A 16,649-nucleotide genomic window follows, 5' to 3' on the forward strand; every position below is an offset into this window, starting at 1 on the left:
AGGGGAGTTTTCACATGAGTAGCTTTAAAAAGGTATTAGGCGACATTGAATTAACGAGGGATCTGACTTTGCTCCTGTTAATCGGGGGATTGTACTCATTGAGTATTGCCCTCTCGAACACATTTGTGAACATCTACCTGTGGAAGCAATCAGGTGAATTTATTGATTTGGGTATATATAACTTAACCGTTGTCATCTTTCAGCCTCTGACGTTTATATTGGCTGGAAGGTGGGCAAAGAAAGTGGACCGGGTGATTGTTTTACGCTTCGGTGTTATTTTTTTGGCTCTCTTTTACATATCCGTATTGGCATTCGGAGAATCGGCAGAGGATTTTCTTGTCGTATTGGGGGCGTTACTGGGTATTGGTTATGGCTTCTACTGGTTAGCGTTCAATGTGTTGACCTTTGAAATCACCGAACCGGAAACGAGAGATTTCTTCAATGGCTTCCTTGGGACTCTCACTTCGGCCGGAGGAATGATCGGCCCGATCCTTGCCGGTTTCATTATTTCACGGTTTGCTTCCTATAAGGGATATACCATTGTATTTGGACTCTCTCTTTTATTATTTACCATCGCGGTGATAATGAGCTTTTTCTTGAAAAGAAGGCCTGCATCGGGGAGGTATTTATTCCTCAGAATTCTGGAAGAAAGAAAACATAATCACAACTGGCGTCTCATCACCAATGCTCACTTTTTTCAGGGACTCAGGGAAGGGACCTTCATCTTTATCATTTCTGTCTTTGTTTTCATCAGTACGGGAAGTGAATTTGCCATAGGTACCTTCGGCTTGATAAACTCAGGTATCGCTTTTATTGCGTACTATGTTGCTTCCAGAGTCATAAAGAAGAACTTGAGGAAACGTGCCATCCTACTTGGTGGAGTGCTACTCTATCTGGCCATATTCCTGATTGTATTTGATGTAACCTATACGAAATTATTGCTTTATGCAGGCGTCATTGCCATTGCCTATCCGATATTATTGGTACCTTATATATCTATGACCTATGATGTCATCGGGACAGGATGGAATGCGGCTGAAATGAGAATCGAATATATTGTCGTAAGGGAAATTTTCTTGAACCTCGGAAGAATTGTATCTGTTCTTTCCTTCATTGTAGCCGTGACCTTTTTTAACCAGGAAGAAAGTATTCCCATTCTCCTGTTGATTCTCGGGGCAGGACATACGCTGATCTATCTGTTTGTACGAAAGGTCGTTCTGCCTTTATAAGGAACTTTAAGCAAAGAGAGGGAAAGATTTCCTCTCTTTGCTTATGGCTAGATTATCCTTGAAAAATTCTATAAAATAAGGAGAGAAGAATCGTGATTCTGTAAATCCTTCATTGCACAACATAAAAGGTAACAGAGCAGAGATAAGAAGAATTTTTACATAGAGGAAGGGCTGGAAGAATTGAAAAAAAATAAGAAAAAAAGAAAGACGCATGTTCCCGTTCGGATGAATTTGCTGTTCTTTGCCGTGTTCTTATTGTTTTCTCTTCTTGTTCTTAGACTTGGACTTGTTCAGATTGTGAATGGGGAGAGCTATAAGAAAGAAGTGGAAAGAACAGAAGATGTAGTGGTCAATACAGGTGTACCACGGGGGAAAATGTATGACAGGTACGGCAATGTGATCGTCGATAATGTCCCGCTGAATGCGATCACGTATACCCGGGCGAATAATACAAAGATCGAGGAAATGATGGAGGTTGCATCGAAGCTTTCTGAGTATATCGAAAAGGATACAGAAGATGTAACGGAGAGGGACAAAAAGGATTATTGGTTAATCAATCATAAAGATGAAGCAGATGCAAAAGTGTCTGATGCTGAAATCAAAAAGCTGCAAAACAATGAAGAATTATCGGAAGATGATGTAAATAAAAAAGTGTATCAAATGAGATTGGATCGAATCACAGAGAAAGAGCTTGCCTCACTCACAGAAAAAGATCTGGAAATCATCGCAATTTATCGTGAGTTCTCAAGTGGATATGCATTGAATCCACAAATAGTGAAGAATGAAGGAGTCACACCACAGGAGTTTGCAGCTGTCAGTGAACACTTAAGTGAACTTCCTGGTGTCAATACCACTACGGATTGGAAGCGTTCATATGTATTTGATGATACATTACGAACCATCTTAGGAAATGTTTCTTCTGCAAGGGAAGGACTTCCGAAGAATCTGGTAGATTCATATTTAGCTCAAGACTATAACAGGAATGACCGTGTAGGAAAAAGCTATGTTGAGCTGCAGTATGAAGACGTGCTGCAAGGGCAGAAAGAACAAATCAAAAACGTGACAAAAGGCGGCAGTGTGCTTGAATCCGTTCTAGTGCAACAAGGACAGCGTGGCAAGGATATTGTCCTGACCATTGATATGGAGCTGCAGCGTGAAATCGAAAAAATCATCGAAGAAGAATTAAGCAAGCAGATTGTCCATCGGGGGGCATCACCCAACCTTGATCGTGCGTTTGTCGTGATGATTGACCCGAATACCGGAGAAATCCTGGCTATGGCGGGTAAACAATATGTGAAAAATCCTGAAACGGGTAAATATGAGATGCGTGATGCAGCACTTGGAACGTTTACTTCTTCTTATGAAGTAGGTTCAGTGGTAAAAGGTGCAACCGTACTAACAGGCTATATGACCGGTAAATTGACGCCAGGGGAAGTTCTGATCGATGAACCTTTAAGAATCAAAGGGACAAAACCGAAAACTTCCTGGTTCAATAAATACCAGCAAATTCCCATGACAGATTTATATGCACTGGAGAAATCCTCGAACGCGTATATGTGGAAAGTCGCTTTAAAAATTGCTGGTGGCAGATATGTACCGAATGAACCGATTGTTAATAATCCCGAAGCATTCGATATTTTTAGAAACCACTATGCTCAATTTGGTTTAGGTGTCCCGACTGGAATAGATTTACCTGGTGAATCTGCGGGTCTTACAGGAACGAAGACAGATCCCGGTTTCTTACTGGACTTGGCGATTGGACAATTTGACACGTACACAACCATGCAGCTTGCACAGTACGTTTCCACAATCGCCAATGATGGGTATCGTGTACAGCCTCATATTATGAAGGAAATAAGGGAACCTACAAATGAAAAGGAAAGTCTCGGTCCAATTCTTTTTGAAAAAGAAACAAATGTACTGAACCGAATCGATGCCACACAGGCACAGATCGAACATGTTCAAAATGGCTTCTATCGCGTCTACCACAACCCTGAAGGTACGGGTTACTTGTTTCATGACGCTCCGTATAACGCGGCGGGGAAATCCGGTACAGCCGAGACGTATGTTGATGGGGAATTGAACTATAACACCACCTTGATCGGATATGCTCCTTTTGACAACCCTGAAGTAGCTTATGCTACGTTGGTTCCTTCATCACATATCCAAGCAAGCGGCGTGTCCGATCCTTATGTAAATAAATACATCTCTAGACGGGTAATGGATAAATATTTTGAGTTAAAGAAGAAACGTGCTGAAGAAATGAAAGATCCGACTTCAGTTAATAAGAAAGTAGAAAATGCTGAAGAAGCAGAAGAACAGATGCAGCAGGAAAGAGAAAAGAATAACTAATTAAAAAAGCTGATTTATGGGAAAATTGTTCCATAAGTCAGCTTTTTTTTGGAGGAAATTTGAAAGGAAAGGGAAGTTTAAACAGAAAAATCCAAGAAATTGGTGTATTTTTTATGGTTAATACATAATTCGTTGAATGTTGTTCAATACTAGTGATATAAGGGTTTTAAGCATTTATGAACCGCGGAATCATGAAGGAAAATGTCGAATTTACAAAACCTTTACAATCGATTAAAACACAATTAACACTCATCTATTAATCTATTACTCGTAGGACAAAACAACCAATATTCTAGGGGGAATTAAAGAATGAAGAACTTCAAGAAATACGGTCTGCTTTTAATCATCGCAACGCTAGTAGCATTTGCTGCTGCATGTGGAAACGGAAGCAGCACAGATGAAAACGCTGGAGACAACAATGAAGAAGGTACAACAGAAGAAACAGCTTCAGGTTCAATCGTAGTTTCAGGTTCTTCTGCAATGCAACCACTTGTTGCAGCAGCAGCTGAAGAATTCATGGCAGAAAATCCGGATGCAGATATCCAAGTTAACGCTGGAGGATCTGGTACAGGATTATCTCAAGTTTCTGAAGGATCAGTTCAAATCGGTAACTCAGACGTATTCGCTGAAGAAAAAGAAGGAATTCCAGCGGACGAGTTAGTTGACCATAAAGTAGCGGTTGTAGGTATGACAGCTGCAGTTAATCCTAATGTTGGTATCGAAGACATTTCTAAAGAAGATCTTAAAAAAGTATTCACAGGTGAAATCAAGAACTGGAAAGAGCTTGGTGGTAAAGATCAAAAGATCACTCTTGTAAACCGTCCAGACTCTTCTGGTACACGTGCTACATTCGTTAAATTCGGTCTTGATGGAGAAACTCCAGCTGAAGGTATCACTGAAGATTCATCAAATACTGTTAAGAAAATCATCAATGAAACGGATGGAGCAATCGGTTACCTTGCTTTCTCTTACTTCACAGATGACAGCGTAACTCCATTAGCAATCGATGGTGTTAAAGCAACTGACGAAAATGTACAAAAAGGTGACTTCCCAATCTGGGCTTATGAGCACTCTTATACTAAAGGTGAAGCTGATGGTCTAGCTAAAACGTTCCTTGACTACATGATGAGTGAAGATGTGCAAAATGGTTTACTAAAGGATCAAGGTTACATTCCTTCTACAAAAATGGAAGTAGAACGTGACGCTGAAGGAAAGCAAACGAAGAAATAATTGGTGAGTAATTAAATAAATTGATAGGGTAAATGCGGAAGGGCATTTACCCTATTATCTCGTATTTAGGGGTGTTTACGGATATGGAAAACAAGTTACCTGCCTCAAAGAGGCTAGTCAAAAGTAATAGATCTTGGATGAACGGTGAATTTAAGGGAAGATTTTTAGTGACACTAAGTGCAATCATTATGATTGCCGCGACACTATCTATCACCATTTTCTTAACTTCAAAAGGTTTACAATCATTTATTAAGAATGGTGTAAGTCCAATTGAGTTCTTAACCAGTCCTGATTGGAATCCTACAGGTGAGAATCCACTATTTGGTGCTCTGCCGTTTATATTTGGATCGTTTGCTGTTACGATTCTTTCTGCCTTAATAGCAGCTCCATTAGGAATAGGCGCGGCAATTTTTATGACAGACATCGCACCATCATGGGGAAGAAAAATCATGCAGCCGATTGTCGAACTCCTTGTCGGAATTCCTTCCGTTGTTTATGGATTTATAGGGCTTACAGTATTGGTACCTTTTATTCGCAATCATACTTCTGGTATTGGGTTTTCACTTCTGGCGGGGATGATTGTTTTATCCGTGATGATTTTGCCTACCATCACGACGATTGCCACTGATGCCATGAGTTCATTACCAAAAAGCTTGCGTGATGGGTCATATGCATTAGGTGCAACAAGATGGCAAACCATTAGAAAAGTATTAGTTCCAGCTGCTCTACCAACCTTATTGACAGCTGTTGTATTAGGTATGGCAAGAGCATTTGGTGAAGCATTAGCGGTACAGATGGTAATCGGGAATACGAGGGACCTTCCTCAAAGTTTAGTGGATGCATCAGCAACATTAACAACGATCATCACATTAAATATGGGACATACAACGTATGGAAGTGTGGAGAACAACACGCTATGGTCAATGGGTCTTATTCTGTTGATAATGTCTTTCGTATTTATCTTATTAATCCGTTACTTATCATCTAGGAGGAAAATCTAATGAATAGTAAGAGAGCAGACAAGATCGCCACAGGTTTTTTCATTGGGATAGCAACGATCATCATTGCGCTGTTAGTTGCTCTATTTTCTTATATATTGATTAAAGGGCTCCCATATGTGACATGGGACTTCTTGACAACACCATCGAGTGCAGTACGTGCGGGTGGAGGAGTACGAGATCAATTATTCAATTCATTCTACATCTTGGTCATTACGATGATCATAACGGTTCCGCTTGGTGTTGGCGGAGGTATTTATATGGCTGAATACGCAAAGCCGGGTAAAATAACGAATACCATCCGTTCTTGTATTGAAGTATTGGCATCATTACCATCTATCGTCATTGGAATGTTTGGATTATTGGTGTTTGTTAATACAACAGGTTGGGGATATACCATTATAGGTGGAGCATTGGCCCTTACGGTGTTTAACCTCCCTGTATTAGTACGTGTGAGTGAAGATGCCATCAGAGGTGTACCTCGTGAGTTGAAAGAAGCAAGCCTTGCTCTTGGAATTACAAACTGGCATACGGTGAAAACGGTACTCATTCCAGGTGCATTCCCATCTATTCTGACAGGTGCGATCCTGGCATCCGGACGTGTATTCGGAGAAGCAGCAGCACTATTATTTACAGCAGGGCTGTCTACTCCGAGATTGAACTATATGGATTGGAATCCATTCTCGCCTACTTCACCGCTGAATTTGTTCAGACCGGCTGAAACACTGGCTGTTCATATATGGGCAGTCAATACCCAAGGGTTAATTCCTGATGTAGACGAAAAAGCAGCAGGTGCATCAGCTGTCTTGATTCTTTCTGTCTTGATCTTTAACCTGGGTGCACGGTTCATCGGAAGCTACATTCATAATAAAATGACAGCGACAAAATAATAGAAGGTGTGATAGTACATGTCGGTTCAATTAGAAACGAAACAGGAGCGCTCTTCAAGAGTAGCGGATAGAATCAAAAAAGAGACCATCATTGATGTTCAGAATTTAGACTTCTATTACGGTGATAATCACGCAGTGAAAAATATAAATATGGAAATCGAAAAAAATGCTGTAACGGCTTTGATCGGACCTTCAGGTTGCGGAAAATCAACATTTTTAAGAACGGTCAACCGCATGAATGATTTAGTGCCGATCGCCCGTGCAGAAGGGAAAATCATGTATGAAGATGTCAATCTTCTAGGAAAGGACATTGATGTCGTTGCCCTGCGGAAAGAAATCGGGATGGTTTTCCAAAAACCGAATCCATTCAGCAAGTCTATATATGAAAACATTGTTCATGCTTTGAAATTCTCTGGAATCAAAAAGAAGAGTGTGTTGAATGAACTGGTAGAAGAAAGTCTGACAAAAGCGGCACTTTGGGATGAAGTAAAAGACCGCCTTCATACTTCAGCACTGTCACTATCTGGTGGGCAGCAGCAGCGTTTATGTATTGCAAGAACGATTGCGATGAAGCCTACTGTCATGTTATTGGATGAGCCCTGCTCGGCGCTTGATCCAATCTCAAATGCCAAGATTGAAGAATTGATCACCGATTTAAAGAAAGAATACACGATTGTCATCGTAACCCATAACATGGGGCAGGCATCACGTGTCTCTGATAAAACGGCATTCTTCTATAATGGGGATTTAGTGGAGTTTGACCAGACCGAGAAAATCTTCACAAATCCATCGGAAAAGAGAACAGAAGACTATATTTCAGGGCGTTTCAGTTGATCATTTAGTTGGAGGGGTTTCGTGTGTCAGTATCAACAGCAAAAAAAACGGCTTTTAACGTTAACGACTTAAATTTATGGTATGGAAATAACTATGCATTAAAAAATATTACATTTCCTATTTACGATAAAGAGGTAACAGCCATCATTGGTCCATCGGGTTGTGGAAAATCAACATTTGTCAAAACATTAAATTTGATGAACCGTTCGGTACCAGGAATCAAAATGTCTGGTGAAATTAATTTTGATGGGACAAATATTCTTTCTGATAAAGTTGACTTGGTTGAATTAAGGAAGAAAGTAGGGATGGTATTCCAAAAAGGAAATCCGTTTCCTCAAAGCATCTATAACAACATTACGTTCGGCCCGAAAGTACATGGGGTCAAAAAGAAGAAAGAGCTTGATGAAATTGTCGAGTCCACTTTGAAAAGTGTTGCGTTATGGGATGAAGTAAAAGATCGATTGGATGCCCCGGCTATGGGTCTTTCAGGTGGTCAACAGCAGCGTCTCTGCATTGCCAGGGCACTCGCAACCAAACCTGATATCCTTTTGATGGACGAACCGACGTCTGCTTTGGATCCGATCTCTACAGTCAAAATCGAAGAGCTTATCGGTGAACTGAAGAAACAATATACTATCGTTATCGTCACTCATAATATGCAGCAGGCAGCGAGGGTTTCAGATAAAACCGCCTTTTTCTTACTAGGGGACTTGATTGAACTAGACGAAACGGATAAAATATTCTCTAATCCTACAGACAAAAGAACGGAAGATTATGTGTCTGGTCGATTCGGATAATGCATACTCAAAGAAAAAAGGTTCTTCAACATTACTTAGCAAAGGGGAATAAGTATGGCGATAAGAAGAAATTTTGATAATAATTTAAAAGAGTTAAAAGACAAGCTATTTGATATGGCTGATCTTGCTAAAACGTCTTTAAAAGAGTCCGTGGTTGCCTTAAAGACTCAAGACATGGAAAAAGCAGAGGAAATCATTAAAAAAGACCATCTCATTAACCAATATGATAATGAAATCAATAATCTTGCCATTATATTGATTGCGAAAGAATCTCCAGTAGCAACCGACTTGCGAAAAATCATCTCTGCACTGCGAATTTGTTCAGAGATTGAACGGATCGGGGATATGGCTACGAATATCGCTAAGTCTACGCTGCATATAGGGAATCAAAAATTGATTAAACCGATTGAAGAAATTCCTAGAATGCTCTCGATTGCTGAAGAAATGCTTGAAGAAGCACTGACGGCTTTTTATTCCGAGGATGCATCCATGGCCAAAAAAGTGGCTGACCGTGATGACGAAGTAGATGAATTATACGGTCAACTAGTGAAGGAATTGATGACCTATATTCCGAACTATCCAAATGAAATCAGCCAGATCACGCAACTTGCCTTTACGTGCAGATATATCGAACGCGTAGCGGATCATGTGACGAATATTTGTGAAAACGTCATTTTCCTAGTGACAGGTGAACGTTTTGACTTGAATAATTAAAATGACAAGCGTCTCTTCATGTGAAGAGGCGCTTTTTTTTATTGATTTATCTGTAATGGGCTCCTTTGTAAAGATTATATTAAGATAATGACGAAAGTATAGAAAAAATGGGTATTTTGGTACATATTCTTAATAGACACAAAGTTTTACATACAGGAGGATCCAATGTTGAAAATATCTATTCCTATTAGAAAATATGTACCAAGAATAAAAGTTAATCGATTTTTTTCAAGGATTTCATATTATCATTCCATAAAAAACAAACTTGCCTACACGTTTCTATTGAATGCCATGCTGTTTATTTCATGTGTAGGATTAGCCCTATTCAGTTTGAATCATTTGATGCAGGATATGAGATATATGAAAGAGACAGGAGAACATTCCGTGGAAATCACGGAACTGAGCAGGCTGATTAATGCCAAGGATATCCGAATTGCTGATTACATAACGTTTTTAAAAGATGAAGATGTGAAAGAGTATCGTAAATTACGAGTAGAGCTTAATCAAAAGACCGATGAAATACTAAAAGGCTTGAATAAAGAAGATCAAGCAATGATTCAGACATTTTCTCAGAATAATAACACCATCGATGAGCTGTTCATTAAAGAAGTCGCACCAGCCGTCGTCCGCTTGGATGAAGGCATTTATACGGATGCAAGGATGAAAATTAGTCACCTTAGGGACGAAAATAACAATCTTTTAATGGAAATAAGAGAACGGACGCTTCAGAAACAAGACTCTGTATTGAAAACAACGGAAAATAATATGAACTCACTCTTTTTCTGGTTGATTGGATTTGTACTTCTTTCCATGGTCGCAAGTGGATTCATTGTAACGATTGTTTCAAACAAGATAAATAGGAGCATTGGAAAAATACTGAACGTTACTAAAGCAGTTGCCCAGGGTGATTTAACCCAATCTGTTCCTCCAACAAGGAGCAAGGATGAAATAGGTCAGTTAAACTTCTCCATCAGACATATGGTAGAACGTCTAAGGGAGCTTGTAGTTGCAATTAAAGACGGATCTTCTACCGTCCAGGGAAATAGCCAGCATATCAAATCCCTGGCGGATTCTATCAATGCTTCAAGTCACCAGGTAGCTGATTCCATGTATCGGCTATCCAGCAGTTCAGAAGATCAAGTGGCAGCTGCCCATCAACTCAATCATCAGTACCAAACTTTCAATGATCAGGTCACTCAAGTAGAAAGAAATGGGCACTCACTTTCAGAACTCTCTACCTATATGCAAGGGATTACAGTAAAAGGATTCGCATCCATGAATTCTACAACGGATCAAATTGAAATGGTGTATAAGAAAATAAAGAAAACATACGATCTTCTGGATCGATTAGAGGGTAGTGCAACCGAAATCAGCAATCTGACAAAGAGCATCAAAAAAATTGCCGATCAGACCAATTTACTTTCACTAAATGCATCAATTGAGGCTGCAAGAGCGGGAGAAGCTGGTAAAGGGTTTTCAGTGGTAGCCAACGAAGTGCGCAAGTTGGCACAGGATGTAGACTCCTCTTTGATTGAAATGAATCATAGCGTTTTGAATGTTCAACAAATATCAAGTGAAGTTTCCAGTTCGTTAAAAGATGGATACAAAGAGCTTGGTATCGGGAAGGTGAATATCCAAACAACCGGAAATCATTTCAAGGAAATGAAGGAGCAGGTATCTGGTATGGATCAAAATATTACGGATATTTCAGGAAGTCTGGAGCTGTTGAAAGAATATATGAACCATATTCAGGGAGCATTTCAAAGTGTTTCTGCTGTCGGTAAAGAGTTTAACAACGGAACGATTACCATAAATTCTTCTGTCCAGGAACAAAATGGGTTAATTGAAACCTTATATGGGCAGTCGGATGACTTGATTCAGAAAGCAAATCAGCTTTCGGATTTGGTCAAAACGTTTAAAATGTAAAAAAACGGCTAACTCCAGAATAATGGAGTTGGCCGTTTTTTATTGAAATAGATTAGTCGCATTTAAGAGTCTTTAATGACGGACAGGACTTCTTGCTTGGACAAAGTGGATTGTTTTGTAATCTGATCTACGTTTACACCCTGTTTATGAAGTGAAATGACTTGATTCTTAATGATTTCATTAATCGGGTTTTTGCGAAATGAAATATCTCCATCCATCATCAGTTCTTCTTCCAAAACGCTTATTCGCTTCTTTAACTTATAATGCTCTTCTAGAACATTCATCGATAATTCTTCTATATCTTTCTCCATATCACGATACCGATCCCGTTGAAAAAACGAAATGACTAATAACAAAATAGAGAAGCTGACTAATCCAATGAATAGTATAGTCACTATATCACCCCATGCTGATTTCTTCTTCTTTATTTATAGCATAGTTAACGCGCTAACTCTATAAGACAGCAGGATGAATTTGTGGGATATACCAAAAATTTGTCGAAAATCACGAAAGAAAATTGTCGGTCTTCAATTGTAAACGCTTTATTACCATTTTAGCATAATAATTTACAAAAAAAATGCAGGTTGAATCCTTCTATCACAGCGTGTAACAAGATACGACAAAATGCGTTTATTGTAGGTTTTTCAATACGGTGTTACGATAAATTTAAGTATAATTGTCATAATATTTAGATTGAAATCATATAATATATGTTTACTCTTTAGGAGGAATTGTTTTGATTACAGAAATTATCAAGTTAAAGGAACAAGGAGTGTCTTTCAGGAAGATCGCCAAGGAATTGAATACTACCGTTGGGAAAGTTCAATATCAATGGGTGAAGTACCAGAAAGCATTAGAGAAAAGCCAGGAACCTCAAGAATTGCAAGCAGTTGATGTGTTGGATCAGGAAATACCCAAAAAACGTGTCGGAAGAGCTTCATTCGGCAGGAGGATGCCAAAGAAGAGGGCCAAGAATCCAAGGTCTACCGAGTTATCAATTATGTTTTCTACTTCTTCGAGAATCTATTGTCACTGGAACATTCCTCATGATTGGATACGGCATGTGAAAGAACATTTTAATATGGGCACCGCTCCTCAGCCATTTGTTCTTCGGTTATACGATATTACCTCAATTTCCTTTAACGGACATAATCACCATCACCATTCAGACTCCTATGTGCCTTTTACTGAAAGCGATTGGTTCGTAAACGGTTTGAAGGAAAACCGGAGTTACTGCATGGAAATCGGACTGCGGTTACCCTCAGGTGACTTTGTTGCATTCACTCGTTCCAATGTCCTTCATACACCAAGAACATCTCATCATCAGGAGGTTCATAGTATGAAAGAGCTGATTGAATATGAGCAAGGGCTAATAAAGGAGCCAAAGTGGGTCGAACATGTGAGCACGTATTCGTATTATGTTATGAATGGGGGGGAGAAAGCATGAAGTCTTTAGCGGAAATCATTGTTTATCCAGCATACAATGGGATGAAATTCTCTCAATGGAATGAGCAGGAAGAGGTGCTTTCTTCGATGCTTATTGAGAATAGTGAGTTGATCGATTTCCTGGAACGGAATGATGGACCTTCCATTCCTGTTGTATTGAACCCTCTCATCTTTTCCCTTTTTATGAGTAAGGAATTTAAAGAGAAGGCCAATGAATTCATTCAAACCAATCTTCTGCAAGCAGGAACCGATGATAAACATAAATGGCAGCGCATCTATTCACAGTGGACAACATATGACATGAATCTTGTACAAGCCTACAAACACCTTACAGTAGATGGGAAGGTCCACGTCATTCCTACGACGGTAAGTACGTTTCCTTTAACCCATTACAGGACCCCGCGAGCCATTGAATCCCAGGTGAGGATGAGTAGTTTACTATTCAAACATTATTTCCAGATGATCCCTAAAGCATTCTGGTTACCTCAAGCTGCTTATGTACCAGGAATCGATCTCTATCTTATCCAGCAAGGAATTGAATTCAGCTTCATATCGTCCTTTTCTTATGAACATAGTGAGAAAGAACAAGACAGCGGTGTTACAAGGACACCAAGAGGATTGAAGCTTCTTCCTATTTCACAGGGAAGCATAGGGGCGCGTGGAGAGAGCAATCATCCACTGTCGATCATATGTATAAAAGAGCTTTCAGACTACGAGGAATTAAAGACTTTTGATAAGGGGAATGCTCATCATGAACTAGAAGTGATGATGGAAAAATCAACCTCTCTATCAAGAATAGGATTCGGGTATCTTGGTATGGAAAAGCAGATCCCAATCATGCCTGATTCAGCAATCAGAAATGTTCGTGTTATCCACCGCATGGAGGAGCAACTAGAGGATCTGTTAACCTTGACAGGTGAATCAGAGTGGACTTATCAGCTCATAAGAGAATGGGTTTCATCCATGGAAGGATACAATGACGAAAATGGAATATCGACGGTCCATTTTGACCGGCTGATGGAACAAGTCAAAGACGGCCAAAAAGATGGTCATCTGCTTCTTCATCGCAAAGGGATGGTTCCATTTCCAAATGATGAAATACTTGAGAAACTCTCATCAGACAAAAGGACCGACGTAGAAGAGATGATTGAATCAGTCCTGATCCTTTCCTGGGAGTATCCTCCAAATATCGTAGGGGGATTGTCGAGGCATGTGTATGACCTTGCTAACAATCTTGTGAAAAAGGGTAAACATGTGCATGTTCTGACGACCAAAGCGAATGATGCCCTCTCCCTCGAGAAAATGGAAGGTGTCACGATTCACCGTGTTCATCCATTGCATCCGTACGAAGAAGATTTCTTTAAATGGGTATTCGATTTAAATCAAACCTTTATCCATTACGCCCATGATTTAATAAAAGATGAAAGGATCACACATATTCATGCCCATGATTGGATTGTTTCGACATCAGCGATGAAGCTGAAAGAATACTATTCCATCCCGTTGATTACAACGATACATGCTACGGAACACGGCAGAAATCAAGGGATCTACACCGATTTACAACACAAAATCCACAGAGAAGAACAGCTTCTCATCAAAGCATCTGATCACCTGATTGTGTGTAGTGAGCATATGAAAGAGGAAATCAAGAGTCTATTCACCATTGAAGCACCGATAGCCGTCATCCCAAACGGTGTTGAACTGGAGAAGTTGGATCAGTCTTCCCCATATGTCTTTAAGCAACCATCGACACCTTACTTCTTTTCGATTGGTAGAATGGTTCATGAAAAAGGGTTTGATACAATCATCCGGGTAGCTTCTCGATTGAAGAATGAAGGCAATCATATCTCGTTTATCATAGCAGGGAAGGGGCCGATGCTTGAACATTATCGAAAGATGGTCGTTCAAGAAAACCTTACTGATATCGTTTCTTTCGTAGGATATATATCCGATAGAGAACGGAACGATTATTTGAAGAATTGTTTGGCAGTCATCTTCCCAAGCCTGTACGAACCTTTTGGGATCGTTGCTCTGGAAGCGATGGCGTTCCGAAAAGGAGTGGTCGCTTCCAATACCGGAGGATTGAAGTCCATTGTGAAGCATGAACAGACCGGTTTATTATTCGAACCCAACCATGAACAAAGTCTTTATACCCAATTGGTTTCTTTAATCCAAGATCCTCAAAAGTCGGAGCAGTTGGGAAATCTGGGCTTTAAAATGGCACAATCCATGTTCAGTTGGGATCGGATCGCAGATCAAACCATCCATATATATGAAGATGTCCTTCTTCAATCGAAAGTAGAGGGCGTAAAGAGATGAAGGCGGTTATATTGGCGGGTGGTGAAGGCAAGCGATTAAGACCTTATACAATGTCCATTGCGAAGCCGATGGTCCCGATTTTGAATAAGCCAATACTTGAATATAGCATTAATCTCCTTAAGTCACATGGGATTAAAGATATCCTGATCACAACATGTTATAAAAGTGAAACAATTAAAGAGTATTTTGGAGATGGGAAACGGTTCAATGTGAATATCACATATCTTGAGGAAAGATCCCCGCTGGGTACAGCTGGAGGTCTCTTCCTTGCACGTCACAGGCTGCGTGAACCGTTCCTTGTCCTGAGCGGTGATGCCTTTACCAATATTCCCATTGATAAGGTCATTGAATTCCATTATGAGAAGAGAGCAGTTATGACCGTGGTATCAAAGGAAGTGTCGAATCCGAAGGAATATGGTATCTGTCATACAGACGAGAACCGGAAATTGGTCGATTTCATTGAAAAGCCAGAAGAATGGGAAGGGAATGAAGTCAACACCGGTGTATATATGCTGGACCCACGACTTCTTGATCGCTATGCCCATATCGGGGCAAGGGATTTTGGGCAGGATTTTATTCCGCGTCTCCTATTGAACAATGAAGAGGTTTACGTTTTTAAGACCAGTGCTTATTGGCGGGACATTGGTAACCCAGAAGAATATAAGTGTGCCAGGGAAGATCTCATGAGGGGACAGTTCTCCCCGCCCTCTTTAAAAAAAGGATCCCCTTATTCAAAGGGCTTTATGGAACCTTTCATCACCCGTCTTCAAGTGGCGTGTCCAAACGGAAAGAAGCCGATGGTCCTAGCTAAGCTGCTGGAGACAGTACCTTCTTCATCTAATCAGGAAGAAATCGTTTTTGACCATAGGGATGGAGGGCGCACGAAAATCATCAGTGATCCGAAAAGAGGGTTCATCATATATTCAAAGGCTGATAGACGGAATTTGGCAAGGGAGCTTGCAAGGTATTATGGAATGAAAATAAAAATCTGGCAAAAGGTGTAGAGGCTAATGAAGGAGAATCCTAATCGTACGTTCCATATCCAAGGGATAGCCTGGAATAAGAAAGATGAATATGTGCCCATTCATTCTGAAAATGTGTCCTCTCTTTCGAATATTAAAGTAAGAGTGAAAGATGAAGTGGAAGGGTGGGGGGGATCCTGTACATTCGAATTGGAAAATATGTCAAAAGAAACCCGTCAATTAAAGGTATTCTTTCTGATTGAATGGCTCTCATGCAAGGAAGACGGAGTGGGGGTCCTGTCACTGTCGAAGGATACGTTCTGGAATTACAGCGGTAAAAACGTAGCCATCACCAATATCGTTTCCTGTTCCGAATCTGTCGAGAAAACCATTTATCCGCTTAATCTCAAAGGGCTCAAACTCTGGAAGAGATCCTTAAGCAAGGGAAGCTTATTTTATTATCCCATAACAAATGGTCAAAATATGATGGTGTATATGCTGGACTTTTCTTTCAAACCATTTGAAGTGAAACAGGGGAAAATATATGCCATTGAAGGTGAATTGGAAGAAGAGGTTTCAAATTTAAGTGATAGAATTAAAAACGGACTAGCATTTCCCTGAAAAAAGTGATATTATAGAAAAGTCGTATGAATAGTAGAAGATGTATATGTTTGGAGGGAAATCATAATGCGTGTAAACATTACTTTGGCTTGCACAGAAACTGGTGAGCGTAACTATATTACTACTAAGAATAAGCGTAACAACCCAGACCGCCTAGAGCTAAAAAAATATTGCCCGAAATTAAAGCGTGTGACTCTTCACCGCGAAACGAAATAAGCAGCCGGATTTTATCCGCTGCTTTTTTTTATGCCTTATTTGATGTATGGTCGTTTTGAACGTCATGATCAGATCTGTAGATGGGAAAGACATCGCATTTCTTTAAGAAATC

General features: G+C 40.0%; 15 protein-coding genes. 14 read left to right on the forward strand and 1 reads right to left on the reverse strand.

Annotated elements, in window-relative coordinates:
* Positions 1–14: 14 nt before the first annotated feature.
* The 9 genes from LCL96_RS03840 to LCL96_RS03880 all read left to right on the forward strand — a co-directional run bounded on the left by LCL96_RS03840 (position 15) and on the right by LCL96_RS03880 (position 10,970).
* Positions 15–1,229 carry an MFS transporter gene (locus LCL96_RS03840; RefSeq protein ID WP_224940125.1) on the forward strand — a complete coding sequence of 405 codons (1,215 nt, stop codon included), beginning with the start codon at positions 15–17 and terminating at the stop codon, positions 1,227–1,229.
* Positions 1,230–1,388: 159 nt separating this feature from the next.
* Positions 1,389–3,581: a peptidoglycan D,D-transpeptidase FtsI family protein gene (locus LCL96_RS03845; protein WP_397549660.1), complete on the forward strand. Its 2,193-nt coding sequence runs from the start codon at positions 1,389–1,391 to the stop codon at positions 3,579–3,581.
* A gap of 309 nt (positions 3,582–3,890) precedes the next feature.
* Positions 3,891–4,811: a phosphate ABC transporter substrate-binding protein gene (locus LCL96_RS03850; RefSeq protein WP_224940126.1), complete on the forward strand. Its 921-nt coding sequence runs from the start codon at positions 3,891–3,893 to the stop codon at positions 4,809–4,811.
* An 83-nt stretch (positions 4,812–4,894) separates the two neighbouring features.
* On the forward strand, positions 4,895–5,812 hold the full coding sequence (gene pstC / locus LCL96_RS03855; RefSeq protein WP_263628052.1) for a phosphate ABC transporter permease subunit PstC: 918 nt from the start codon (positions 4,895–4,897) through the stop codon (positions 5,810–5,812).
* Positions 5,812–6,699: a phosphate ABC transporter permease PstA gene (pstA, locus tag LCL96_RS03860; RefSeq protein WP_224940127.1), complete on the forward strand. Its 888-nt coding sequence runs from the start codon at positions 5,812–5,814 to the stop codon at positions 6,697–6,699. The genes pstC and pstA overlap by 1 nt, the downstream gene beginning before the upstream one ends.
* 18 nt (positions 6,700–6,717) lie before the next feature.
* Positions 6,718–7,533: a phosphate ABC transporter ATP-binding protein PstB gene (pstB, locus tag LCL96_RS03865; RefSeq protein ID WP_224940128.1), complete on the forward strand. Its 816-nt coding sequence runs from the start codon at positions 6,718–6,720 to the stop codon at positions 7,531–7,533.
* Positions 7,534–7,556: 23 nt separating this feature from the next.
* Entirely contained in the window at positions 7,557–8,330 is a 774-nt protein-coding gene (pstB, locus tag LCL96_RS03870) for a phosphate ABC transporter ATP-binding protein PstB (protein ID WP_224940129.1), read from the forward strand.
* A gap of 54 nt (positions 8,331–8,384) precedes the next feature.
* Positions 8,385–9,044, forward strand: a complete 660-nt coding sequence (gene phoU, locus LCL96_RS03875) for a phosphate signaling complex protein PhoU (RefSeq protein ID WP_224940130.1) — start codon at positions 8,385–8,387, stop codon at positions 9,042–9,044.
* Between the two features lie 165 nt (positions 9,045–9,209).
* Entirely contained in the window at positions 9,210–10,970 is a 1,761-nt protein-coding gene (locus tag LCL96_RS03880) for a methyl-accepting chemotaxis protein (RefSeq protein WP_224940131.1), read from the forward strand.
* Between the two features lie 62 nt (positions 10,971–11,032).
* Here the strand turns inward: LCL96_RS03880 and LCL96_RS03885 are convergent, their stop codons facing one another.
* Positions 11,033–11,365 carry a hypothetical protein gene (locus LCL96_RS03885; protein ID WP_224940132.1) on the reverse strand — a complete coding sequence of 111 codons (333 nt, stop codon included), beginning with the start codon at positions 11,363–11,365 and terminating at the stop codon, positions 11,033–11,035.
* 341 nt (positions 11,366–11,706) lie between these two features.
* Between LCL96_RS03885 and LCL96_RS03890 the strand changes: the two genes are divergently transcribed.
* From LCL96_RS03890 to rpmG, 5 genes are all read left to right on the forward strand, one after another.
* The gene (locus tag LCL96_RS03890; RefSeq protein WP_224940133.1) at positions 11,707–12,417 is read left to right on the forward strand and encodes a DUF4912 domain-containing protein; all 711 of its coding nucleotides are present in this window, start codon (positions 11,707–11,709) and stop codon (positions 12,415–12,417) included.
* On the forward strand, positions 12,414–14,738 hold the full coding sequence (locus LCL96_RS03895) for a glycosyltransferase (RefSeq protein ID WP_224940134.1): 2,325 nt from the start codon (positions 12,414–12,416) through the stop codon (positions 14,736–14,738). The genes LCL96_RS03890 and LCL96_RS03895 overlap by 4 nt, the downstream gene beginning before the upstream one ends.
* A complete protein-coding gene (locus tag LCL96_RS03900; RefSeq protein ID WP_224940135.1) occupies positions 14,735–15,742 on the forward strand; it encodes a nucleotidyltransferase family protein in 1,008 nt (335 codons plus the stop codon). Before LCL96_RS03895 ends, LCL96_RS03900 begins: the two co-directional genes overlap by 4 nt.
* 6 nt (positions 15,743–15,748) lie before the next feature.
* Positions 15,749–16,321, forward strand: a complete 573-nt coding sequence (locus LCL96_RS03905; protein WP_224940136.1) for a hypothetical protein — start codon at positions 15,749–15,751, stop codon at positions 16,319–16,321.
* A 66-nt stretch (positions 16,322–16,387) separates the two neighbouring features.
* Positions 16,388–16,537 carry a 50S ribosomal protein L33 gene (gene rpmG / locus LCL96_RS03910; RefSeq protein ID WP_064091498.1) on the forward strand — a complete coding sequence of 50 codons (150 nt, stop codon included), beginning with the start codon at positions 16,388–16,390 and terminating at the stop codon, positions 16,535–16,537.
* Positions 16,538–16,649 lie beyond the last annotated feature (112 nt).

This window comes from Rossellomorea aquimaris (genome assembly GCF_020172085.1).
Lineage (GTDB): Bacteria > Bacillota > Bacilli > Bacillales > Bacillaceae_B > Rossellomorea > Rossellomorea aquimaris_E.

Bases quoted from the DNA above. Each gene is read 5' to 3' on its own strand.
- rpmG (WP_064091498.1), top strand. From the start codon at position 16,388: ATGCGTGTAAACATTACTTTGGCTTGCACAGAAACTGGTGAGCGTAAC.
- pstB (WP_224940128.1), top strand. From the start codon at position 6,718: ATGTCGGTTCAATTAGAAACGAAACAGGAGCGCTCTTCAAGAGTAGCG.
- LCL96_RS03900 (WP_224940135.1), top strand. From the start codon at position 14,735: ATGAAGGCGGTTATATTGGCGGGTGGTGAAGGCAAGCGATTAAGACCT.
- LCL96_RS03850 (WP_224940126.1), top strand. From the start codon at position 3,891: ATGAAGAACTTCAAGAAATACGGTCTGCTTTTAATCATCGCAACGCTA.
- LCL96_RS03880 (WP_224940131.1), top strand. From the start codon at position 9,210: ATGTTGAAAATATCTATTCCTATTAGAAAATATGTACCAAGAATAAAA.
- LCL96_RS03895 (WP_224940134.1), top strand. From the start codon at position 12,414: ATGAAGTCTTTAGCGGAAATCATTGTTTATCCAGCATACAATGGGATG.
- LCL96_RS03840 (WP_224940125.1), top strand. From the start codon at position 15: ATGAGTAGCTTTAAAAAGGTATTAGGCGACATTGAATTAACGAGGGAT.
- phoU (WP_224940130.1), top strand. From the start codon at position 8,385: ATGGCGATAAGAAGAAATTTTGATAATAATTTAAAAGAGTTAAAAGAC.
- pstA (WP_224940127.1), top strand. From the start codon at position 5,812: ATGAATAGTAAGAGAGCAGACAAGATCGCCACAGGTTTTTTCATTGGG.
- pstC (WP_263628052.1), top strand. From the start codon at position 4,895: ATGGAAAACAAGTTACCTGCCTCAAAGAGGCTAGTCAAAAGTAATAGA.
- LCL96_RS03905 (WP_224940136.1), top strand. From the start codon at position 15,749: ATGAAGGAGAATCCTAATCGTACGTTCCATATCCAAGGGATAGCCTGG.